This window comes from Streptomyces sp. NBC_00887 (genome assembly GCF_045207585.1).
The window spans coordinates 3,628,711-3,649,750 of the sequence record NZ_CP108788.1; the positions used below are offsets into that span (position 1 = coordinate 3,628,711).

A 21,040-nucleotide genomic window follows, 5' to 3' on the forward strand; every position below is an offset into this window, starting at 1 on the left:
CTGCCCGTGCCGCGCACACCCGGATGAGGGGTCATGCGCGGCGCGGGCAGGACGAGGCCGCGGCGGCGGACGACGCCAGTGCGGTGGCGAAGGGCCCGGACGGCCCGGCTTCTGACCTGAAGAAGCCGGGTCACCGGCCCGGTCACCGCCGCCGCGGCCCCCTGCTCACAGGGGCGCGGCGCACGGACGACTCCGTGCGCCGCGCCCCTTTTCGACGTCGCCGGACGAACCGTCTGAGTACGGGTACGGATGGATGCCGCCGACGGCGTCCCGACAATGCCCCATGACCACGACGCGGTTACCGCGCGCCGCACCCGGCGGGCGCACGGTCCTCAGATGCCTCCTCGGCCTCCTCCTCGTCCTCGCCGTTCCCGCCTGCTCCGCCGACGAGCGCGCCACGAGCCCCGAAGAGGTGCGCGAACTGGCGGGCGGTACGCAGGCGCAGGAGGCCCGGAAGGTGGCCGAGGACCATCTCCGGACCGCCGTGCGCGCCTATGACGAGGACACTCCCCTCGTCCTCGGCCTGACCACGGTGAACGACCAGTGCATCGGCGGAGCGGCGAAGGAGTGGTTCTTCCCGACCGGCGACGACCGGTACAGGATCCGCTGCTCCCAGAACATCACCGCCTACTACGGCGCCGACCCGAAGCGGATCGGTGACCACCTGGACGCCGTCCTCACGGCCGGCGACCACGACGTCTCGGCGTCTCCCACGGGCCCGATCCCGTTCGGTCACGACGACTACCGCACACGCCTCGTCTCCTACTACCGGGGACACGGCCCGAACCCGACGGGCCCGGACACCCCGGAACCGTTCCACCTCTCCGTCGCTCCGCAGACCCTGACCTGGGACACCCTGCGCAGCAGCCCGAAGACACTCCTCGCGGAGTCGGGTCCGTGTACGGAGAACGATCCGCCGGTCGCCCGGTGCCTGCGCGAGCCCGCCTCGACCACGGTCGCGGACCTGCGCAGGCGGTACGGAATGGTCTTCAGGCTGGAGATGTCGGCCTCCGACTACCACCAGGTCTTCAAGGACGGCCGCTGACACGGCTCAGGCCCCGGGACTCGCCGACAGGGTCGGAAATCCCGGGGCCGGAGCTCCGGACGGGTGGCCGGGTGGCCGGGTGGTCAGGAAGCCGTCAGCGCACGGATCGACGTCGGCGCGTGGCCGGGCTCCGTCGCCACGTCCTCGAACTCGTTGACCGACGCGATGTCCGTCCCGCTCATCGAGATGTTCGTGACGCGCTCCAGGACCGCCTCGACGACCACCGGCACCCGGAACTCCGCGGCCAGCTTCTTCGCCTCCTCGAACGCGGGCAGCAGCTGGTCCGGCTCGGTGACCCGGATCGCCTTGCAACCGAGGCCCTCGACGACCTTGACGTGGTCGACGCCGTAGACGCCCAGCTCCGGGGAGTTGATGTTCTCGAACTCCAGGTTGACCTGGAAGTCGATGTCGAAGTTGCGCTGCGCCTGGCGGATGAGCCCCAGGTAGGAGTTGTTCACCAGCACATGGACGTACGGGATGTGGTGCTGCGCGCCGACGGCGAGCTCCTCCAGCATGAACTGGAAGTCGTAGTCGCCGGAGAGCGCGACGACCGATCCTTCCGGGTCGGCCGTGGCGACGCCCAGCGCGGCCGGGATCGTCCAGCCCAGCGGCCCGGCCTGGCCGCAGTTGATCCAGTGGCGCGGCCGGTAGACGTGCAGCATCTGCGCGCCCGCGATCTGGGAGAGGCCGATCGTCGTCACGTACCGGGTCTCGGGCCCGAAGGCCCTGTTCATCTCCTCGTACACCCGCTGCGGCTTCAGCGGCACGTCGTCGAAGTGTGTGCGGCGCTGCAGCGTGGCCCGCCGCTCCTGCGTGGACGCGGCCCATGCCGACCGGTCCTTCAGGATGCCCGCGGCCTTCAGCTCGCGCGCCACCTCGACGAAGAGCTCCAGCGCGGCCCTGGCGTCGGAGGCGATACCGAGGTCCGGGGCGAAGATCTTGCCCAGCTGGGTGGGCTCGATGTCGACGTGGACGAACGTCCGGCCCTGCGTGTAGACGTCCAGCTTGCCGGTGTGGCGGTTGGCCCAGCGGTTGCCGATGCCGAGGACGAAGTCGGACTCCAGGAAGTTCGCGTTGCCGTAGCGGTGCGAGGTCTGCAGGCCGACCATGCCCGCGTTGAGCTCGTGGTCGTCGGCGAGGATGCCCCAGCCCATCAGTGTCGGCACGACCGGGACACCGGTCAGCTCGGCGAACTCCACCAGGAGTTCGGAGGCGTCCGCGTTGATGATCCCGCCGCCCGCGACGAGCAGCGGACGCTCGGAGGCGTTGAGCATCTCGACGGCGCGCTCGATCTGCCTGCGGGTCGCGGCCGGCTTGTGGACGGGCAGCGGCTCGTACAGATCGGGGTCGAACTCGATCTCGGTGAGCTGCACGTCGATCGGCAGGTCGATGAGGACCGGGCCGGGACGGCCGGTGCGCATCAGGTGGAAGGCCTGCTGGAAGACGCCGGGGACCTGGGCGGCCTCCAGGACGGTCGTGGCCGCCTTGGTGACCGGCTTGGCGATCGACGCGATGTCGACGGCCTGGAAGTCCTCCTTGTGGAGCACCGCCGTGGGGGCCTGGCCGGTGATGCAGAGGATCGGGACGGAATCGGCGATGGCGGAGTAGAGGCCGGTGATCATGTCGGTGCCGGCCGGCCCGGACGTACCGATGCAGACACCGATGTTGCCGGCCGCCGCCCGGGTGTAGCCCTCGGCCATGTGGGAGGCGCCCTCGACATGGCGGGCGAGGGTGTGGTGCACCCCGCCGGACGCCTTGAGTGCCGCATAGAACGGGTTGATCGCCGCACCCGGCACACCGAACGCGTTACTGACGCCTTCGCGCTTGAGGATCTCAACTGCCGCTCGGGCAGCGGTCATACGAGGCATTGAGTGCTCCTGCTCGGACCTGGTGGATTCGGGCTCTGTCGCGCCACCTGAGAGCACCAATTCCGCATTACGGAAGTTCAGTTCTGCTATGTGGAATCAATCTAAGGCGGAGTCGTACGGTCGTCAAGGGAGGACGCCGGGACGAAGTGCGCCAACCTCCCCCCCAGGACCTCGCTCCTGGTGGACCATGGGGGTACGGAGCGCAGTCGCCGCGACCATCACGGCAGGAGGGGGCGGACGGTGGAGTCCTTACCGGTGCACTGCCCGGCCTGCGGCCGGGACCACGCGTACATCACGCCCGTCTACCCGTGCCCGTGCGGCTCCCCGACGGCCCCGCCGCTGATGCGGGGCGCACCGGTCGAACCCATCACCCACCGCACCTGGAACGACGACTGGGTGAGCGTGCGCTGCACCGCCTGCGGGCGGCGCGACCAGTGGCCGCATCCCGAGCTGTGCTGCCCCTGCGGCGCCGTGCTGCGGATACCCGTGCGCCCGGTGACCGCGCACGGCGCCGCACCGCCCGCCGCGGGCCGGCCGCCCGGGCCCTCCCACATCCCGCTGCCGCGCACGGCCGCGCACCCTCGCCCCTCGTTCCGGCCGATGGTGATCCGTACCGCGCGCGACGCGGTGAGCGCCGCCGCGCTCTATCTGAAGTGGCTGGGCTACCGCGAGGTCGTCCAGCCCGAGGTGCGCCCCGCGTCCCGGATAGACCTCCGTGCGTCCGGGCTCATCGCGCAGGTCGACTCCACCACCCGGCCGACCGCTCTGCGCGATGTCGAGTGCCTCTGGCTCAACGCCCTCAACACCTCGGTGTCGGGCCTGCTCTTCTCCCTGGCCGGATACGCGGAGGACGCCCGAGCACGCGCCGACGGTCTCGCCATCCCGCTCTTCGTCATGGACCTCACCGGGACGCCGCAGCCGGTGAACAGCCCCGCGGACGAACTGATCAGCACGGGACCCTGACCACCCGTCATACTGGACCCATGTGCATCCGCCCGGCCCGGCGCCCGGAACTCCCGCTGCTCCAGGACATCGAGCGCGCCGCGGGCGAGCCGTTCCGCGCGGTCGGCATGCCGGCCGTCGCCGATGACGAGCCGCCGCCGCTCGCCCTGTTGGAGAACTACCGTCGCGGCGGGCGCTGCTGGGTCTCCGCGGACGAGACCTCGGACCTCCCGGTCGGGTACCTGATCGCCGACCGCGTGGACGGCGCCGCCCACATCGAACAGATCTCCGTCGATCCGGCGGCCGCCCGCCGGGGTGTCGGCCGCGCCCTCATCGACCATCTCGCCGACTGGGCCGAGGCGGAGGGGCTGACCGCTCTCACACTGACGACCTTCGCCGAGGTCCCGTGGAACGCGCCGTACTACACGCGCCTCGGTTTTCGGACACTGGCGGAGGACGAGCTCGGTGCCGGGCTCCGCGGGATCAGGTCGCAGGAAGCCGAACACGGCCTGGACCGCTGGCCGCGCGTCTGTATGCGCCGCGATCTCCCCAGCGTGAACTCGAAATGATTTCGGTCACGTGTGCCCCGCGAGCCTCGTATGTTCGGACCGTTGTCAGCATGGGGACGTACAGTGAAGGCATGGTCTTAACTCCTCGGCTTTCACCTCACTCCACCCCCGTTTTCGCGACCCAGCCCACCCACCCGTCCGCCGTCGAGGCGAACGAGGCGATTCGCGCGCTCGTGGACGCCCGCGCGGGCCAGGACTGGTCGTCCGTGGAGTCGGCGACGTACGAGGTGCTTCTGATCGAGTGGGCGGCCGCGACCAAGGGCATCGACTGCGACATCATCGAAGCCGCCTGACCCCGCCCGACCGCCCCACCCGGCGCCGTAGGCGACGCGCACCGTCCACCCAGTGCGCTACGCGCCGTAGCTCTCCCGCAGTTCGACCTTCCGGACCTTCCCGCTGACCGTCATCGGGAAGGTCTCCAGGATCTGCAGCCGGCGCGGGATCTTGTAGTGCGCCAACTGCTCACGGCAGTACGCCGTCACCTCCTCCAGCGTCGGCGGATCGGCCGGGTCGCGGGGGATGACGCAGGCCAGGATCTCCTCGCCGTACGTGGCGTCAGGCACCCCGACCACCTGGACGTCGGCGATCTTCGGATGACCGTGGAGGAACTCCTCGATCTCCCGCGGGTACACGTTCTCGCCGCCTCGGATGATCATGTCCTTGATCCGGCCGACGATCTGGACGTATCCGTCCTCCCGCATCACCGCGAGGTCCCCGGTGTGCATCCAGCGTCCCGCGTCGATCACCTCCGCGGTCCGCTCCGGCCGGTTCCAGTAGCCGAGCATCACGCCGTACCCGCGGGTGCACAGTTCGCCGGGTTCCCCGCGCGGCAGGGTCACGCCCGTCACCGGGTCGATCACCTTGACCTCCACATGCGGCAGCACCCGGCCGACGGTCCCGGTACGGCGCTCCAGGTCGTCGTCCCGGCGCGTCTGGGTGGAGACCGGTGAGGTCTCCGTCATCCCGTAACAGATCGACACCTCGTCCATGTGCATCTCGGCGACGACCCGTTTCATCACCTCCACCGGACACGGCGATCCGGCCATGATGCCGGTGCGGAGCGAGGAGAGGTCGTAGTCGTCGAAGCCGGGGAGGTTCAGCTCCGCGATGAACATGGTGGGCACGCCGTAGAGGGAGGTGCAGCGCTCCTGCTGCACGGCCGAGAGCACGGCGGCGGGCTCGAAGGACGGGGCCGGGATCACGATGCAGGCGCCGTGCGAGGTGATACCCAGGTTCCCCATGACCATGCCGAAACAGTGATAGAAGGGGACCGGCAGACAGACCCGGTCCGCTTCGGTGTAGCCGACCGTCTCCCCAACGAAGTAGCCGTTGTTCAGGATGTTGTGGTGGGAGAGCGTGGCCCCCTTCGGGAAGCCGGTGGTACCCGAGGTGTACTGGATGTTGATCGGGTCGTCACAGGACAACTCCGCCTCACGGTGCGCGAGTTGCTCCGACGTCACGGTTGCCGACGCAGCCGTCAGCTCGTCCCAGGTCGGGTCGCCGATGTAGTGGACCGCGCGCAGGTCCGGGCAGTTGGCGCGGACCTGGCCGACGAGGGCGCGGTAGTCGCTGGTGCGGTGGGCGAGCGACGCGATCAGCAGGGAGATCCCGGCCTGGTTGAGCACGTACTCCAACTCGTGTGCCCGGTAGGCCGGGTTGATGTTGACCATGACGGCACCGATACGGGCCGTCGCGTACTGGACGAGCACCCACTCCGGGCAGTTGACCGCCCAGATCCCGACCCGGTCGCCCTTGGCCACCCCCGACGCCATCAGTCCGCGGGCCAGTTCCTGGACGGCGGCGCCGAATTCGGCGTACGTCCAGCGGCGCCCGGACACCACGTCGACCAGGGCCTCGCGCTCCGGGAAGGCGTCGACCGCCCGGTCGAGGTTGCGGCCGATGGTGTCGCCGAGCAGTGCGGTACCGCCGGTGCCGTGCCCGTAGGACGGCTCGGTCATCGCAGGTCCCCCTCGTCGAACTCGGTGCCCGCACCCTGGGCCGTACGCTCCCGCAGTTCGATCCGGCGGATCTTGCCGGAGACGGTCTTGGGCAGCTCGGCGAACTCCAGCCGGCGGATGCGCTTGTACGGGGCGAGGACCGCCCGGGAGTGCTCGAACAGCACCTTCGCCGTTTCCGGGCCGGGCTCCCAGCCCTCGGCGAGTACGACGTACGCCTTGGGGACGGCGAGGCGCACGGGGTCGGGTGCGGGCACGACCGCGGCCTCGGCCACCGCTTCGTGCTCCAGCAGGGCGCTCTCCAGCTCGAACGGCGAGATCTTGTAGTCGGAGGCCTTGAACACGTCGTCGGCGCGGCCCACGTACGTGATGTAGCCGTCCTCGTCCCGGGCGCCGATGTCCCCGGTGCGGTAGTAGCCGCCCGCCATGGCCTCGGCCGTACGTTCGGGGTCACCGTGGTAGCCGGTCATCAGCCCGACGGGGGCGGCCGACAGGACGAGGGCGATCTCGCCCTCCGCCACGCCCGCCCGCCCGGAGACCGGGTCGAGCAGCTCGACCTCGAAGCCGGGGCTGGGGCGCCCCATCGAGCCGGTCTTCAGCCGCTGGCCCGGCGTGTTCGCCACCTGGACGGCGGTCTCCGTCTGGCCGAAGCCGTCCCGGATGGTGACGCCCCAGGCGCGCCTCACGGTCTCGATGACCTCGGGGTTGTGCGGCTCGCCGGCCGCGACGACCTCCCGCGGCGGTGTCCTCAGCTGCGCGAGGTCGGCCTGGATGAGCATCCGCCACACGGTCGGCGGCGCACAGAAGCTGGTCACCGCGGAGCGGTCCATCTCCGCCATCAGCCGGGCGGCGTCGAAGCGTGTGTAGTTGAAGATGAAGACGGTGGCCTCGGCGCTCCAGGGCGCGAAGAGGTTCGACCAGGCGTGCTTGGCCCAGCCGGGCGAGGAGATGTTGAGGTGCACGTCGCCGGGCTTGAGGCCGATCCAGTACATCGTCGACAAGTGGCCGACCGGGTACGAGACATGGGTGTGCTCGACCAGCTTGGGGCTCGCTGTCGTACCGGAGGTGAAGTACAGCATCAGCGGTTCGTCGGCGTCTGTCTCACGGTCGGCGGTGTAGGTGTCGGGCGCCTCGTCTGCCCCGCTGTACGGGAGCCAGCCCGCCACGTCCTCGCCGACGGTGATCCGGGTGTAGTCGCCGGGCACCTCGTCGAACTTCGGCGTGTCCTCGGACCGTACGAGAACGTGGCGGACCTTGCCGCGCTCGACCCGGTCGCGCAGGTCGACGGGGCCGAGCAGCGGGGTCGCGGGGATGACGACGGCACGCAGCTTCATCGCGGCGAGGGCGGTCTCCCACAGCTCGGTCTGGTTGCCGAGCATGACCAGGATCCGGTCGCCCTCCCGTACCCCCTGGGCACGCAGCCAGTTCGCGGCCCGGTGGGAACGGGCGGCCATCCGGGCGAAGGACACCTCGGTGCGCCGGCCGTCCTCCTCCACGATGTGCAGGGCGGTCCGTTCGTTGTTCTCCGCGATGACGTCGAACCAGTCCAGCGCCCAGTTGAAGTGGGCCGGCCTGGGCCATTCGAAGCCGGCGTAGGCCTTCGCGTAGTCCTCGCGGTGTTCCAGCAGAAAGTCCCGAGCGGCCCGGAACGTCTCCGTCGCGCTGGTTGCCGGCATGTGCCCTCCTCGTTGCGGACCCGTCCTTTAACATCATGTGAACAGTGACCCGGATCTCACCACCCCCGGACGGGGGTGGTGGGGCAGGACCCCACGGGGCGGAGGGGCATCGGCGTGCCACAACCGGCTGAGGCGACGGAGATGCAGGCGGCTCTGCTGAGGCTGCGCCGTACGAGCGGGCTGCCGGTGGTCTTCGGCGGGCTGCTGTCCGACGCACGCCACGCGCGGATCGCCGAGCTGAACGGGGCGCAGACCGGTGCGTTGCGCGGGCTCGTCATCTCCGCGGGCAGCGGGCTCGGCGGCAAGGCGATCGCGCTGTCGCGGCCGTGCGCGGTGACCGACTACGCCTCCTCGCGCCACATCAGCCACGAGTACGACACGGCTGTCGCGGCGGAGGGTCTGCGCTCGGTCGTCGCGGTGCCCGTCGTCGTACGCCGCAAGGTGCGGGGCGTGCTGTACGGGGCGCTGCGCGAGCCGCTCACGCTCGGCGACCGCACGTTCGACGCGGCGGTGTCGGCGGCCCGTGACGTGGAGCAGGCGCTGGCCGTACGGGACGAGGTGCAGGAACTCCTGGCGACGGCCCTGGAGCAGGTGACCGGTCCGCACGCGGATCCCGGCACCTGGGAGGACGTCCGCGAGGCGCATCGCGAGCTGCGTGCCCTGGCGCCGAGGATCGTCGACCCGGCCCTGCGCGCCGAGCTCCTCGTGGTGTGCGGGCGGCTCGCCTCCGCGGCGGGGGCGAGCCGGTCCCCGGCGGCCCGGCAGGTGAGGCTGGCGCCGCGCGAGACGGATGTGATCGCCTGTGTGGCGGCGGGGGCGACGAACGCTGCGGCGGCCGAGCGGCTGGGGCTGCGGCCGGAGACCGTGAAGGGGTATCTGCGCTCCGCGATGCGGAAGCTGGGGGCGCACACCCGGCTGGAGGCGGTGGTGGCCGCGCGCCGGGCGGGGCTGCTGCCGTAGGGATCCTGGCGAACCGGAGGGCGACGTACCCATGGTGACTGCCGATCAGTACCTGGCCTTTGCCGCGATGTCCCTGCTGGTGATCGGGATCCCGGGGCCGAGCGTGCTGTTCGTCATCGGCCGGGCGCTGGCCCACGGACGCCGTACGGCGCTGGCAACGGTTCTGGGCAACGTCACCGGTTCGTACCTGCTGGTGGTGGCGGTCGCGCTGGGGGTCGGTGCTTTGGTCGAGCGGTCGTTGGTGTTCTTCCTCGTGGTGAAGCTGGCGGGAGCCGCCTATCTCGTCTTCCTGGGCGTGCAGGCGTTCCGCCACCGCAAGGAGATGCGCCTGACGGCGGTGGCGGGGTCAGGCCGGGCCGCGCACGGCGATCTGCGGACCGTGGCGGACGGAGTGGTCGTCGGCGTCACCAATCCCAAGGGCATCGTCTTCTTCGCCGCGGTCCTGCCCCAGTTCGTGGATCACTCCGCGGGACATCTGGTGGCTCAGATGCTCCTTCTCGGCCTGGTACCGATCGCGATCGGTACCGTCACGGACACCCTGTGGGGGCTGGGCGCATCGGCCGCCCGGGCCTGGTTCGCCGGGTCGGACCGCCGGCTGTCGATGATCGGCGGCGCGGGTGGGTTCGCGATGATCGGCCTGGGCGTGACGGTGGCGGCCACGGGCCGGGCGGACTGACGCGCTCAGTCGCCGAAGTCGACGAACGGGGCGAACCTGACGTCGTACGCGACTGCTTGCGACATCACCGTCAGCAGGTCCACGGCCTCCTGCGTGATCTCCTCGCGCTGCGCCCGGCCGAGTCCGCCGAGGGGCTGGACGGTGACCGTCGCGTCGTCGCCCGTCTCCTCGAGGCGCCAGAGCGCGGCCAGGAAGCCGTCCACCAGGACCGTTCCGTAGGCCTGGTTGCCGACGCCGTTGCGCCCCTTGTACGCGGCCGGGATGATCCGTGTCCGGTCGGCGTGGCCGAGCAGTACGTTGTCGAACTCGGGCAGGAAGCGGGGCGGCGCCGGTACGTCCGGGCCCGGACGCGGGGCATCCGGCAGGTCGAAGAGCTCGACGCCGTGTTCGTCGCGGAAGGTGACCAGCTGGGGCCGCAGCCGTTCGAAGACCTCGCGCAGCCGGGTGAGGCCCGCCCACATCTGCATGTCCTTCACGGAGGCCGGCCCGAAGGCGCCGAGGTAGCGCAGCACGGTCCCGTCGGGCGCGGCGGCCTGCTGCGTGGGCCTGCCGAGCCAGTGTTCGACCGTTGTCAGTGCGACCTGTCCGCTGCGTCCCCACATTCCACGCGGGGTGACCTGGACGAGCGGCAACAGGCAGCGGGCGGCGACCGACAGGGCCTGCGGGTCTGCGTCCGGCCAGTGCACCGTCAGCTCCTCCCGCAGCTCCTTCATCGTGCGGGGCCGTTCCTCGACGAGTTCCTTGCCGAGGGAGGCGAGCCGGTCCAGGTCCACCCCGGTGAGTCCGCGCCGGAATATCTGCAGCTCCCGGTCTCGGGCCGGCTGGACCAGGGGACGCAGGGTCAGGGCGTCGTCGGCGGTGTGCGTGTGGATGGTGGAGCGCAGGGTGACGATCCTGACCACTTCGCGGGACTCCATGAGCGCGGAGAGCTCGGCGGGATCGAAGCCTTCGAGCCGGGCGAAGAGCTGGAAGTACGGCGGTCTGGTGTTCTGCGCCTGCAGCCCCACCAGACGGGTGACGGCGTCCTTCGCCGGCAGGGCGGTACGCCGGAGGAGCAACTGGCGCTCCAGCGTTGCCCGGTTGAGCGCGCGGCGGGAGAGCACGGGAGCATTGTTCGCGACCATGGACCGCACGCTACGCGGCAGGGTGCACACCGGCGCTCGAAGCCGACACACGTGCCGGGCGGCGGCACCACGGACCGGGGGCCGCCCGCCCCCATGATGGTGCCCGTGATCAGTGTCCTCTTCGCCGTTCTGACAGCGCTCAGCAACGGTGCCGCGTCCGTGCTCCAGCGTCGCGCCGCCCTCAACGTGCCCGCCGACGAGGCCATGCGCCTGTCGCTGATGGGGCATCTGCTGCGTCAGAAGGTGTGGCTGTGCGGGATCGCCCTGGTGATCGTCGCCGCCGTCTGCCAGGCGGTCGCGCTGGCCACCGGGCCGATCGCCGTGGTCCAGCCGATCTTCGTGATCGAGCTGCCCGCGACGCTGCTGCTCGCCGGGGTCGTCTTGCGGGTCCGGGTGTCGCGGACCGTCTGGTACGGGGTGGCCGCCGTGACGCTGGGGCTGGCCGTCGGCATGGCCGCAGCCGCGCCGGTCGGCGGCCATGACAGTGTGCCGGGCGAGGACTGGATCCCCGCCCTGGTGGTCACCGGCCTCTTCGAGGCCGCGCTGATCACCGCCGCGCTCGGTACCGGCGGCAACGCGAGGGCCGCGCTGCTGGGTCTGGCAGCGGCATGCGGGTACGCGCTGACGGCGGCCCTGATGAAGGACGCCATGGCGCAGCTGGACGAAGGGGGTGTGACCGCCCTGCTGACGGCCTGGCAGCTGTACGCCACGGCTGCGGCCGGAGTGGGGGCGCTGTTCCTCCTCCAGAACGCGCTGCACGCCGGCAGTCTGGCGGCCGTACAGCCGATGCTGACGCTCGGCGACGCGCTGATCAGCATCACGTACGGGGTGACGCTGTTCGGGGAGGTCCTGCGCACCGGCTGGTGGCTGATGCCGCAGCTGGCCGGTGTGGCGCTGATCGCCGTGGGCTGTGTGGTGCTGGCCCGTTCCCCGCTGGCCGCGGCGAACGCGGGGGACGCCGCCTCCGCGCCGCCGGTGGAGTGAGGGCGGCTCAGGGGCGCCCGCGGGCCGGTACGCCCTCGCCGGGCGGCACCGGGCCCGGCGGGGTGCCGTCGCCGAACGGGCGGCCGCCCAGCTGCTCCCGGTGGTGCGGGGTCAGCCAGCCGGACAGGTCGGGGCCCAGCGGCACGATGCCGGTCGGGTTGATGCCCGTGTGCACGCGGTAGTAGTGCTGCTTGATGTGGTCGAAGTCGACCGTGTCGCCGAAGCCCGGGGTCTGGTAGAGGTCGCGGACGTACGCCCACAGGACGGGGTCCTCGGCCAGCTTCGAGCGGTTGCACTTGAAGTGGCCGTGGTAGACGGCGTCGAACCGCACCAGGGTGGTGAAGAGCCGGATGTCCGCCTCGGTGAGGGTGTCGCCGACGAGGTAGCGGCGCCCGGCGAGCCGCTCCGAGACGTCGTCCAGGCGGCGGAAGACATCGAGGCAAGCGGCCTCGTACGTGCTCTGGGCGTCGGCGAATCCGGCCCGGTAGACACCGTTGTTGACGTCGCGGTAGATGCCCTCCATCACCTCGTCGATCTCCTCCCGCAGCCGCTCCGGGTAGAGGTCGGGGGCGCCGGGGCGGTGCAGCGCCGTCCATTCGGTGGCCAGGTCCAGCGTGATCCGCTGGTAGTCGTTGGTGACGAGCCTGCCGCTCGGTACGTCGACGATCGCGGGGACACTGACCCCGCCGGGGTAACCCTCCTCCCGCGCGTCGTACGCCTCGCTGAGGTAGCGGATGCCGAGCACCGGGTCGCGGCCGCCCTCGTCCAGGGTGAAGCGCCAGCTGCGGTCGTCCTGGACGGGGTCGGCGACGGCCAGCGAGAGGGCGCTCTCCAGTCCGAGGAGCCGCCGTGAGACGAGGGCGCGGCTCGCCCAGGGGCAGGCCCTGCTGACGACCAGCCGGTAGCGGCCCGCCTCGACGGGCCAGCCGTCGCGGCCGTCGGCGGTGATGCGGTCGGCGAAGTGGCTGCGCGACCGCTTGAAGGGCTTGTGGCCGTACGAGGTGTTCCCGTCAGGCTCTGCTTCCTCGCCGCTCATCGTGTTCCTCTCTGCGCGTCGGGTGTTTCGGATGTCTCCTGCCGTCTTCTTCCCCGGCGGCCCGCTCCGACATCGGCCAGGGCCACGACGAGCGCGGCCAGGACGAACACGATGGAGACGACGAGCCCGCTGTCGTACGCATCCGCCCAGCCGTCGGGACCCAGCTGGGCGAAGAAGACCGAGCCCACCGCGGCGATCCCGATGGCCGATCCGACCCGCTGGCTGGTCTGGAGGGTGCCCCCGGCACTGCCCGCGTTCTGCACCGGCACCTGGGAGAGGGTCAGGGTCTGGTTGGGGGCGATGACGAGTCCGCTGCCCAGTCCGGCGAGCAGCAGCGGAGCCGCCATCGCCAGTCCGGCGCCCCTGCCCGGCACCAGGTGCGCGGCCAGCGCGGTGAGACCGAGCCCGACGGCCACCATGATCAGTCCGACGACGATCAAGGGCCGTCCGAACCGGCCGACGAGCCGGCCGCCGATGGTCGCCGCACCACCCGCGCCCAGTGCGAACGGGGTGATCGCGAGACCTGCCTCCAGGGCGCTGTAGTCCAGGCCCGACTGCAGGTACAGCGTGTTGATGAAGAAGATGGAGGTGAAGCCCGCGAAGTACAGCAGGACCATCAGACAGCCCAGCCAGAAGGACCGGAGCCGGAAGAGCGCGAGGTCCACCACGGGCTGGACGCCCTTCTTCGCGCAGCGGGACTCCCAGCCGACGAAGGCGGTCAGCAGGACCAGGGCGACCACGACGAGCAGCCATTTCCCGTTGCCCGGCCACTGCTGGGCCTGGACGAACGGCAGCAGCAGGGCCAGCACCCCCGCGCCGAGCAGCAGCACCCCGACCGGGTCCAGATCGCGCGGCCCGACCCGTCCCGCGGACGGGGTGTCCGGGAGGAGCCGGTGGGCCAGCAGGAGGCAGACGGCTCCGATCGGCAGGTTGACGTAGAAGATCCAGCGCCAGCCCTCCTGCGCCCCCGCACCCTGGATCAGCAGCCCTCCCAGGAGCGGGCCGACGGCGGTGGAGATGCCGACGACGGTGCCGAACATACCGAAGGCCCGGCCCCGCTCGCGTCCCGAGAACATCTGCTGGATCAGGGCGGAGATCTGGGGCGAGAGGAGCCCGCCCGCCGCGCCCTGGAGCAGCCGGGCGACGACGAGCCAGACGCTGGACTGGGCGGCCCCGCAGGCGGCGGAGGCCAGGGTGAACAGGGTGAGGCCCCACATGAACATCGTGCGCCGGCCCCGGGCGTCTCCCAGCCGTCCGCCGGGGATGAGGACGAGCCCGAACGCGAGCGCGTAGCCGGACAGGACCCACTGGAGGTCGGACTCCGGGGTGTGGAGGCCTTCCTTGATGGACGGCAGCGCCACATTGACGATGGACACGTCGAGGAGCGTCATGAAGCCCGCCACCAGGCAGACGGCGAGGGCGCGCCAGCGACGGGGGTCGGAAGGTCCGGGAGGAGAGCCAGGGTCCCGGTGCGCCACGCTCTCTGCCATGGTCCGAACCCTAGGCCGCGGCTCCTGATTCCGGCGGACCCGTCGGCGGGGTCCGGCGTGTTCCGCCCTACCGGGGGTACCCGGGGGACATGACTGTCGGGAAAACGAGTGTTCTGGTCCTGGACTGTGCCGAGCCCATGGAGCTCGCCGGGTTCTACGCGGATCTGCTGGGCGCCGAGATGCGGGTGGGGAGCGATCCGGACTTCGTCGAGGTCGTCGGCAACCCGGGTGTGCACCTGGCCGTCCGCCGCGACCACGGCTACGCGCCCCCCAGCTGGCCCCGCCCCGAGGACTCCCAGCAGGCGCATCTGCGCATCCTGGTCGACCAGGGGGACATGGACGAGGCCGAGCGCGAGGCGATAGGCCTGGGCGCCCGGCCGGTGGACACGAAGGACAGCAACAGCGGTCCACGCGATGTCCGCGTCTACACGGATCCGGCCGGGCACTCGTTCTCCCTGGCCGTCTACCCCTCCTTCAGCCCCGAACGGCGTCGCAGCGAGGACTCGGTGAGCACGGACGGGGTGTAACCGGAGTCGCGGACGGACAGGTTGGTGCCGGGCGGGACGATCTCGTCGATCCGGTCGAGGACGTCCCGGCCGAGCCTGACCTTGTCCGCACCCAGCTGGCTGTCCAACTGCTCGAAGGTGCGCGGCCCGATGATGGCCGAGGTGACGGCCGGGTGCTCCAGGACGAAGGCCAGGGCGAGCTGTACGAGGGTGAGTCCGGCCTCTTCGGCGAGCTCGGCCAGGGCTTCGGTGGCGGCCAGCTTGGCGGCGTTCTCCGGCGCGGTGATGTCGAAGCGGGCTGCCTGGCGTTCGGCGCGGCTGGAGGCGGGCTGCGCGGCGCCCGTGCGGTAGCGGCCGGAGAGCCAGCCGCCGGCCAGCGGGCTCCAGGACAGGACCCCGAGTCCGTACCGCTGGACGACGGGCAGTACCTCTCGCTCGATGCCGCGGGCGAGCACGGAGTAGGGGGGCTGTTCGGCGACCACGCGTTCGCGGCCCCGGCGCTCGGCGAGCCACTGGCCCTCGACGATCGCGGAGGGCTCGAAGGTGGAGGTGCCGATGTAGCGGATCTTGCCCTGGTGCACCAGGTCGGAGAGGGCGCCGAGGGTCTCGTCGAAGTCCGTGTCCGGTTCGGGGCGGTGCACCTGGTAGAGGTCGATCCAGTCGGTGCCGAGCCTGCGCAGGCTGTTCTCGACCTCGCGGATGATCCAACGGCGGCTGTTGCCACGCTCGTTGGGGTCCTCGCCGAGGCTGCCGTGGAACTTCGTGGCGAGCACCACGTTGTCGCGCCGCCCGCCGGCCAGTGCCTTGCCCACGATGGTTTCGGACTCACCGGCGGAGTACACGTCGGCGGTGTCGACGAAGTTGATGCCCGAGTCCAGGGCGTGGTGGATGATCCGGACGCTGTCGTCGTGGTCCGTGTTTCCACGGGCGCCGAACATCATGGTGCCCAGGGCCAGCGGGCTTACCTTGACGCCTGTGCGTCCGAGGGTGCGGTATTCGGTCATCCTGCGTTCTCCTTGACGAGTTCGTCGGTGGTGAGGTGGTCCGCCGGTGCGGGGTTCCCGGTCTGCCGGAAGGCTTCCCAGAGGCGGTGGTAGGCGCCGCGCGCGGCGAGCAGTTCGGTGTGCGTGCCCGACTCGACGACGGTTCCGGCGTCGATGACGACGACCCGGTCGGCCCGTGCGGCGGTCGTCAGCCGGTGGGCGACGACCACGGTGGTCCGCCGCCTGGCCAGTGCCTCCGTCGCCGCCACGACACGGCGCTCGGTCGCCAGGTCCAGCGAGGCGGTGGCCTCGTCGAGCAGCAGGATGTCGGGGTCGACGAGTTCGGCGCGTGCCAGCGCGAGGAGTTGGCGCTGCCCGGCGGACAGGCCCCGGCCCCGCTCCCCGACCGGCTGGAGGTATCCGAGCCGTAGCCCTGCGACCATCTCGTGCGCGCCGACCGTACGGGCCGCCGCCTCCACCTCGGCGTCGGTGGCGTCGGGGCGCCCGTAGGCGATGGCGTCGCGGACGGTGCCGCTGAAGAGGTGTGCCTCCTGCGGGACGATGCCGAGCCTGCGGCGGAAGCCGGGGAGATCGAGTTCACGCAGGTCCTGGCCGTCGACCCGGACCGTGCCGGCCGTCGGGTCGTAGAACCGGGCGAGGAGCTTGACGACCGTCGACTTCCCGGCGCCGGTGGCGCCGACCAGGGCGACGCTCTCGCCGGGGGCGATGCGCAGGGAGAGCCCGTGCAGCACCTCCTGGCCGCCGCCGCCCGCGTATCCGAAGGAGACCCCGTCGAACTCGACGTCCCCGCGCAGTTGCCGGACGGGCCGGGGGCTCTCGGCGGGCGGGGTGCCGGCCGGGGTCCGCATCAGGCTGCGCAGCCTGCCGAGGCCGATGACGGCCTGCTGGTAGCCGTCGAACACCTGGGAGAGCTGCTGGATCGGTGAGAAGAACAGTTCGACGTAGAGCAGGAACGCGATGAGGGTTCCCGCGCTCAGCTCACCCGCCCTGACCTGTCCCGCACCGATCACGAGGACGGCCGCGGTGGAGAGGGTGCCGAGGAATTCGACGAAGGGGAAGAAGGTGCCCATGTAGCGCTGGGCGCGCAGTCTCGAAGTGCGGAAGGACCAGGCCAGTTCGGCGAAGTCGCGTGCGTTGCGCTGTTCGCGCCCGAAGGCCTGGGTGACGCGGATGGCGGTGACGTTCTCCTGGAGGCAGGCGTTGACGGCGCTGATGCGCTCCCTGGCCTCCCGGTAGGCGGGTACGGAGTGGTGGCGGAACAGTGCGGTCGCGCCGATCAGTACGGGCAGCGCGACGAGCAGGACGACGGCCAGGCCCGCGTCGATGACGAGGAGCGCGACGAGGACGCCGAGGATGGTCAGCAGACTGACGACGGCGGTGATCAGCCCGGTCTGCAGGAAGTTCGACAGGGCGTCCACGTCGGTGGTCATCCTGGTCATGATCCGGCCGCCGAGCTCCCGCTCGTAGTAGTCGAGGCCGAGGCGCTGGAGCTGCGCGAAGGTCTTCACACGAAGGGTGTAGAGGAGGCGTTCCCCGGTGCGCCCCGTCGTGCGGACCTGCGCGACTCCGATCAGCCAGTTCACGGCCACGACGAGCGCGGCCGCCGCGGCGGCGGCGAGCAGGACTCCTCCGGCCTGGCGTGCCACGCCGTGGTCCACTCCGTGCCGCACGAGGACGGGTACCGCGATCTGTGCGGCGGCGTCCAGGGCGACGAGGAGCAGCCCCAGCAGCAGCGGCACCCGGAAGGGCCGCAGCAGGGTGCCCAGGTGGAAGTCGGGGTCGGCGGCGACCGCCTGTGCGGTGGGCACCTTGGGATCGGCCGCGGGCAGCGGCAGTCTGGCGAGGCCCGCGATCAGTTCGGCGCTCGGCGGGGCGGAGCCGAGCACTCCGCCGCCGGGCCCGCCCCGGCCGGGTCCTGAGGTGGCCGCCGCTTCGGCGAGGGCCTGGGCGGCCCGGACCGCGGTGCCTTCCTCGGTGGCGGTGTCGGCGCTTTCGGCACGGTGCCACAGGTGCGCGGTGACCCCGTCGGCCGCGGGGCCCGCAGGTGCGTCGGCCGCCTGCTCCGAAGCCTGCGGGCTCTCGGCTGTCGACAGCAGCGTACGGAACAGGGCCGAACGCGAGCGGAGTTCGTCCAGGGTGCCGGTGTCCGTGATCCCGATCTGCGGTGCGCGACGATCAGGGTGGTGCGGCGGCGGGTGGCCTCGTGGAGGCCCGCGTGGATCTCGGCCTCGACCCGGGCGTCGATGGCGGAGGTGGCGTCGTCGAGTACGAGTACGGCGGGGTCGCCGACCAGGGCGCGGGCCAGTGCGAGGCGCTGGCGCTGGCCGCCGGAGAGGGTGAGTCCCTGTTCGCCCACGACGGTGTCGTAGCCGTGGGGCAGCCGCTCGATGAACTCGTCGGCGCGGGCGGTCCGGGCGGCCCGGCGGATCTGCTCGTCGGTGGCGTCCGGAACGCCGTAAGCGATGTTGGCGCGCACGGTGTCCGAGAGCAGCAGGCTGTCCTCGAAGACGAAACCGATACGGGAGCGCAGCGAGGCCAGGGTCAGTTCGGTGACGTCGGTGCCGCCCACCCGTACGGATCCGGACGGCACGTCGTAGAACCGGGGCAGCAGGGCGGCCGCGGTGGACTTGCCGGAGCCCGCGGAGCCGATCAGGGCGAGGGTCTCACCAGGTTCCACGTGAAGGGTGAAGCCGTCCAGCAGCGGGGCGCCGTCCCCGTAGCCGAAGGTGACGTCCTGCCAGGAGAGGGCCGGTGGCCGGTCGGGGAGGTCCCGGGCGCCGGGGGCGTCGGTGATCACCGGTGCCTCGTCGACGACCTCCAGGACGCGTTCGGCTCCGGCTCGTGCCTGCTGCCAGACGGTGAGCAGCGTCGCCACCTGGCGTACGGGGGTGACGAAGGAGCCGAGATAGGTGGTGAAGGCGAGGAAGGTGCCCAGCGAGATCCGGCCGTCCAGGGCCATCCAGCCGCCGAGGGCGAGCACGGCGACCTGTCCGAGTGCGGGCACCGCCTGGAGGGCGGGGTTGTAGCGGCTGGTGAAGCGGACGACCCGCAGGCGGGAGGCGAACAGGGTGCGGGCGCGCTCCTCGAGGCCGTTCAGTTCCCGTGTCTCCTGGCCGAAGCCCTTGACCACGCGGACGCCGGTGACGGTGGCCTCCACGGAGGAGGCGACTTCGGCGGCCTCCTGCTGGGCGTGCCAGTTGGCGGGGAACAGGTCGCGGCGGCTGCGCAGGGCGATGAGGTAGAGCAGCGGTCCGACGACCAGGGCGACCACGGTCAGCAGCGGCGAGAGCACCGCCATGAAGATCACGGAGCAGAGGAACATCAGGACGTTGCCCGTGAGGTTGGGCAGGAACTGCAGGAGCGTCTGGATCAGGGTGATGTCGGAGATGGAGCGGCTGACGACCTGCCCGGTGCGCAGGTCGTCCTGCTGGGCGCCGCCGAGCCGCAGCAGTGCGGCGAAGGCGTCGTTGCGCAGGTCGTACTGGACGCCGAGGGAGAGCCGTCCGGAGCGGTAGCGCCGGGTGAAGCTCGCCGCGAAGCGGATCGCGCCGAGGCCGGCGAGCAGGACGGTCCAGGGGAGGAGCGATCCGGTGGTGCCCCCTGCCACCCCGTCCACGACGTGACGCAGGACGAGGGGCAGGGTGGCGGTGGCGACGGCCGCGACCAGGGCCGCTCCGAACGCGAGGAGCAGGTCGGTGCGGTGGCGCAGGCAGTACCCCAGCAGCCGCCGGGCCCAGCCGGGCGGATGCTGCGGGGACGTGCCCGGCTGCGGAGACGTTTCGGTCTGCGGCGCGGACGTGCCGGTCTGCGGTGGCGGACAGTCGGTCACCGGGCCGCCGCCGCGAGGCCGATGCCGGTGTGGCCCTCGGAGGTGTCGACGGTGTCGAAAAGCCGGTTGGCGGGGCGCGGCAGACCGTAGTGCTCGCGCAGGGTGCGGCCGGTGTACTCGGTGCGGAACAGGCCCCGCTCCTGGAGGATGGGGACGACCCGGTCCACGAAGACCTCAAGACCGGAGGGGAGCACGGCGGGCATGATGTTGAACCCGTCGGCAGCCCCGCTGTCGTACCAGTGCTCGATGGTCTCGGCGACCTGCTCGGCCGTTCCGGCGAAGGTGCGGTGGCCGCGCCCGCCGCCGAGCCGGCCGATGAGCTGACGCACCGTCAGCTTCTCTCGTCTGGCGAGCTCCACGATGAGCGTGTAGCGGCTCTTGGCCCCCTCGATCTCGTCCTCGGTGGGGATGGACTCGGGGAGCTCCCTGTCGAGGTGGAGCTCGGAGGGGTCGAGCTTCAGCTTCTGCGCCAGCTGGCGCTTGGCGTACTCGGGGACGATGAGCCGGTCGAGCTCGGCGTCCAGCTCCAGGGCCTCGGCCTCGGTGTCCCCGATGACGGGGACGATGCCGGGCAGGATCTTGATGCCGTCCGGGTTGCGGCCGAGGGCTTCGGCGCGCTGCTTGACGTCCTTGTAGAAGGCGATGCCCTCCTCGAGCGTCTGCTGCGCGGTGAACACCGCCTCCGCGTAGCGGGCCGCGAAGTCCTTGCCGTCCTCACTGGACCCCGCCTGGACGAGCAACGGGTAGCCCTGCGGGGGGCGCTGGACGTTGAGCGGACCGTCGACCCGGAAGAACTCGCCGGTGTGGCCGATGGCGCGGACCCGCTCGGCCAGCGCGTGGACGCCGCTCTCCTTGTCGGCGACGACGGCGTCGTCCGCCCAGCTGTCCCAGAGCTTGGTCGACACCTCGACGAACTCGCCTGCGCGCCGGTAGCGGTCGCGGTGCAGCGGGGTGTCGTCCAGACCGAAGTTGCGGGCCGCGTCGGCCCCTGCGGTGGTGACGATGTTCCAGCCCGCCCGGCCACCGGAGACGTGGTCGAGCGAGGCGAACCGGCGGGCCAGGTTGTACGGCTCGTTGTAGCTGGTGGAGGCGGTGGCGATGAGGCCGATGTGCTCGGTCGCCCCGGCGAGTGCGGTGAGCAGGACGGTGGGTTCCAGCTTGGCTGCGGGGCGGCGGCCGGGGTCGCCCATCAGGACGGGGCTGTCGGCGAGGAACAGGGAGTCCAGGCGGCCGCGTTCGGCGATGCGGGCGAGGTTCTTGTAGTGCTCGAGGTCGGAGTTGGCCTCGGCGGCGCTCTCGGGGAGCCGCCAGGACGCCTCGTGGTGGCCGGTGGACATCAGGAAGGCGTTCAGATGGAGCTGCTTGCGCGGCATGGT

General features: G+C 71.3%; 16 protein-coding genes and 1 pseudogene. 8 read left to right on the forward strand and 9 right to left on the reverse strand.

Going from position 1 to position 21,040, the window contains the following annotated elements:
* Positions 1 to 283: 283 nt before the first annotated feature.
* On the forward strand, positions 284 to 1,045 hold the full coding sequence (locus tag OG844_RS16570) for a hypothetical protein (RefSeq protein WP_406391049.1): 762 nt from the start codon (positions 284 to 286) through the stop codon (positions 1,043 to 1,045).
* 83 nt (positions 1,046 to 1,128) lie between these two features.
* Here the strand turns inward: OG844_RS16570 and gcl are convergent, their stop codons facing one another.
* Positions 1,129 to 2,913, reverse strand: coding sequence for a glyoxylate carboligase (gcl, locus tag OG844_RS16575; protein WP_406391051.1), 1,785 nt, complete (start codon positions 2,911 to 2,913; stop codon positions 1,129 to 1,131).
* 240 nt (positions 2,914 to 3,153) lie between these two features.
* On the opposite strand from gcl, the gene OG844_RS16580 reads away from it, so the two are divergent.
* The 3 genes from OG844_RS16580 (at position 3,154) to OG844_RS16590 (ending at position 4,717) form a co-directional block, all read left to right on the forward strand.
* Positions 3,154 to 3,876, forward strand: coding sequence for a hypothetical protein (locus OG844_RS16580; protein ID WP_406391053.1), 723 nt, complete (start codon positions 3,154 to 3,156; stop codon positions 3,874 to 3,876).
* A 20-nt stretch (positions 3,877 to 3,896) separates the two neighbouring features.
* A complete protein-coding gene (locus OG844_RS16585; protein ID WP_406391054.1) occupies positions 3,897 to 4,424 on the forward strand; it encodes a GNAT family N-acetyltransferase in 528 nt (175 codons plus the stop codon).
* A 71-nt stretch (positions 4,425 to 4,495) separates the two neighbouring features.
* A complete protein-coding gene (locus OG844_RS16590; RefSeq protein WP_351174271.1) occupies positions 4,496 to 4,717 on the forward strand; it encodes a hypothetical protein in 222 nt (73 codons plus the stop codon).
* A gap of 57 nt (positions 4,718 to 4,774) precedes the next feature.
* On the opposite strand, the gene OG844_RS16595 is transcribed toward OG844_RS16590, so the two are convergent.
* Together OG844_RS16595 and OG844_RS16600 are read right to left on the reverse strand one after the other, a co-directional pair.
* Entirely contained in the window at positions 4,775 to 6,382 is a 1,608-nt protein-coding gene (locus tag OG844_RS16595; protein ID WP_406391056.1) for an AMP-binding protein, read from the reverse strand.
* Complete coding sequence (locus tag OG844_RS16600; protein ID WP_406391058.1) at positions 6,379 to 8,055, reverse strand: AMP-binding protein; 1,677 nt, start codon at positions 8,053 to 8,055, stop codon at positions 6,379 to 6,381. The genes OG844_RS16595 and OG844_RS16600 overlap by 4 nt, the downstream gene beginning before the upstream one ends.
* A gap of 141 nt (positions 8,056 to 8,196) precedes the next feature.
* Here OG844_RS16600 and OG844_RS16605 point away from each other — a divergent pair, with 141 nt between their 5' ends.
* A complete protein-coding gene (locus OG844_RS16605) occupies positions 8,197 to 9,015 on the forward strand; it encodes a response regulator transcription factor (protein WP_406396164.1) in 819 nt (272 codons plus the stop codon).
* Between the two features lie 31 nt (positions 9,016 to 9,046).
* Positions 9,047 to 9,691: a LysE family translocator gene (locus OG844_RS16610; RefSeq protein WP_406391060.1), complete on the forward strand. Its 645-nt coding sequence runs from the start codon at positions 9,047 to 9,049 to the stop codon at positions 9,689 to 9,691.
* 5 nt (positions 9,692 to 9,696) lie between these two features.
* Here the strand turns inward: OG844_RS16610 and OG844_RS16615 are convergent, their stop codons facing one another.
* Positions 9,697 to 10,815, reverse strand: coding sequence for a winged helix DNA-binding domain-containing protein (locus tag OG844_RS16615; RefSeq protein WP_406391062.1), 1,119 nt, complete (start codon positions 10,813 to 10,815; stop codon positions 9,697 to 9,699).
* Between the two features lie 105 nt (positions 10,816 to 10,920).
* On the opposite strand from OG844_RS16615, the gene OG844_RS16620 reads away from it, so the two are divergent.
* Positions 10,921 to 11,799, forward strand: a complete 879-nt coding sequence (locus OG844_RS16620; protein WP_406391064.1) for a DMT family transporter — start codon at positions 10,921 to 10,923, stop codon at positions 11,797 to 11,799.
* A 7-nt stretch (positions 11,800 to 11,806) separates the two neighbouring features.
* Here OG844_RS16620 and OG844_RS16625 read toward each other — a convergent pair whose 3' ends face one another.
* Both OG844_RS16625 and OG844_RS16630 read right to left on the reverse strand, forming a co-directional pair.
* On the reverse strand, positions 11,807 to 12,835 hold the full coding sequence (locus OG844_RS16625; RefSeq protein WP_406391066.1) for a glutathione S-transferase family protein: 1,029 nt from the start codon (positions 12,833 to 12,835) through the stop codon (positions 11,807 to 11,809).
* A complete protein-coding gene (locus tag OG844_RS16630) occupies positions 12,832 to 14,325 on the reverse strand; it encodes an MFS transporter (protein WP_406391068.1) in 1,494 nt (497 codons plus the stop codon). The genes OG844_RS16625 and OG844_RS16630 overlap by 4 nt, the downstream gene beginning before the upstream one ends.
* An 89-nt stretch (positions 14,326 to 14,414) precedes the next feature.
* Here OG844_RS16630 and OG844_RS16635 point away from each other — a divergent pair, with 89 nt between their 5' ends.
* The gene (locus OG844_RS16635) at positions 14,415 to 14,852 is read left to right on the forward strand and encodes a VOC family protein (RefSeq protein WP_406391069.1); all 438 of its coding nucleotides are present in this window, start codon (positions 14,415 to 14,417) and stop codon (positions 14,850 to 14,852) included.
* Here the strand turns inward: OG844_RS16635 and OG844_RS16640 are convergent.
* The 3 genes and pseudogenes from OG844_RS16640 to OG844_RS16650 form a co-directional block, all read right to left on the reverse strand.
* A complete protein-coding gene (locus OG844_RS16640) occupies positions 14,789 to 15,835 on the reverse strand; it encodes an aldo/keto reductase (protein WP_406391071.1) in 1,047 nt (348 codons plus the stop codon). The genes OG844_RS16635 and OG844_RS16640 overlap by 64 nt on opposite strands.
* A pseudogene (locus OG844_RS16645) lies at positions 15,832 to 19,664 on the reverse strand (ABC transporter ATP-binding protein). Before OG844_RS16645 ends, OG844_RS16640 begins: the two are co-directional and overlap by 4 nt.
* Positions 19,661 to 21,037: an LLM class flavin-dependent oxidoreductase gene (locus OG844_RS16650; protein ID WP_406391073.1), complete on the reverse strand. Its 1,377-nt coding sequence runs from the start codon at positions 21,035 to 21,037 to the stop codon at positions 19,661 to 19,663. Before OG844_RS16650 ends, OG844_RS16645 begins: the two are co-directional and overlap by 4 nt.
* Positions 21,038 to 21,040: the final 3 nt, after the last annotated feature.

Bases quoted from the DNA above. Each gene is read 5' to 3' on its own strand.
- OG844_RS16615 (WP_406391062.1), bottom strand. From the start codon at position 10,815: ATGGTCGCGAACAATGCTCCCGTGCTCTCCCGCCGCGCGCTCAACCGG.
- OG844_RS16635 (WP_406391069.1), top strand. From the start codon at position 14,415: ATGACTGTCGGGAAAACGAGTGTTCTGGTCCTGGACTGTGCCGAGCCC.
- OG844_RS16590 (WP_351174271.1), top strand. From the start codon at position 4,496: ATGGTCTTAACTCCTCGGCTTTCACCTCACTCCACCCCCGTTTTCGCG.
- OG844_RS16595 (WP_406391056.1), bottom strand. From the start codon at position 6,382: ATGACCGAGCCGTCCTACGGGCACGGCACCGGCGGTACCGCACTGCTC.
- OG844_RS16625 (WP_406391066.1), bottom strand. From the start codon at position 12,835: ATGAGCGGCGAGGAAGCAGAGCCTGACGGGAACACCTCGTACGGCCAC.
- OG844_RS16585 (WP_406391054.1), top strand. From the start codon at position 3,897: ATGTGCATCCGCCCGGCCCGGCGCCCGGAACTCCCGCTGCTCCAGGAC.
- OG844_RS16600 (WP_406391058.1), bottom strand. From the start codon at position 8,055: ATGCCGGCAACCAGCGCGACGGAGACGTTCCGGGCCGCTCGGGACTTT.
- OG844_RS16650 (WP_406391073.1), bottom strand. From the start codon at position 21,037: ATGCCGCGCAAGCAGCTCCATCTGAACGCCTTCCTGATGTCCACCGGC.
- OG844_RS16610 (WP_406391060.1), top strand. From the start codon at position 9,047: ATGGTGACTGCCGATCAGTACCTGGCCTTTGCCGCGATGTCCCTGCTG.
- OG844_RS16630 (WP_406391068.1), bottom strand. From the start codon at position 14,325: ATGGCAGAGAGCGTGGCGCACCGGGACCCTGGCTCTCCTCCCGGACCT.
- OG844_RS16605 (WP_406396164.1), top strand. From the start codon at position 8,197: ATGCAGGCGGCTCTGCTGAGGCTGCGCCGTACGAGCGGGCTGCCGGTG.
- gcl (WP_406391051.1), bottom strand. From the start codon at position 2,913: ATGCCTCGTATGACCGCTGCCCGAGCGGCAGTTGAGATCCTCAAGCGC.
- OG844_RS16570 (WP_406391049.1), top strand. From the start codon at position 284: ATGACCACGACGCGGTTACCGCGCGCCGCACCCGGCGGGCGCACGGTC.
- OG844_RS16640 (WP_406391071.1), bottom strand. From the start codon at position 15,835: ATGACCGAATACCGCACCCTCGGACGCACAGGCGTCAAGGTAAGCCCG.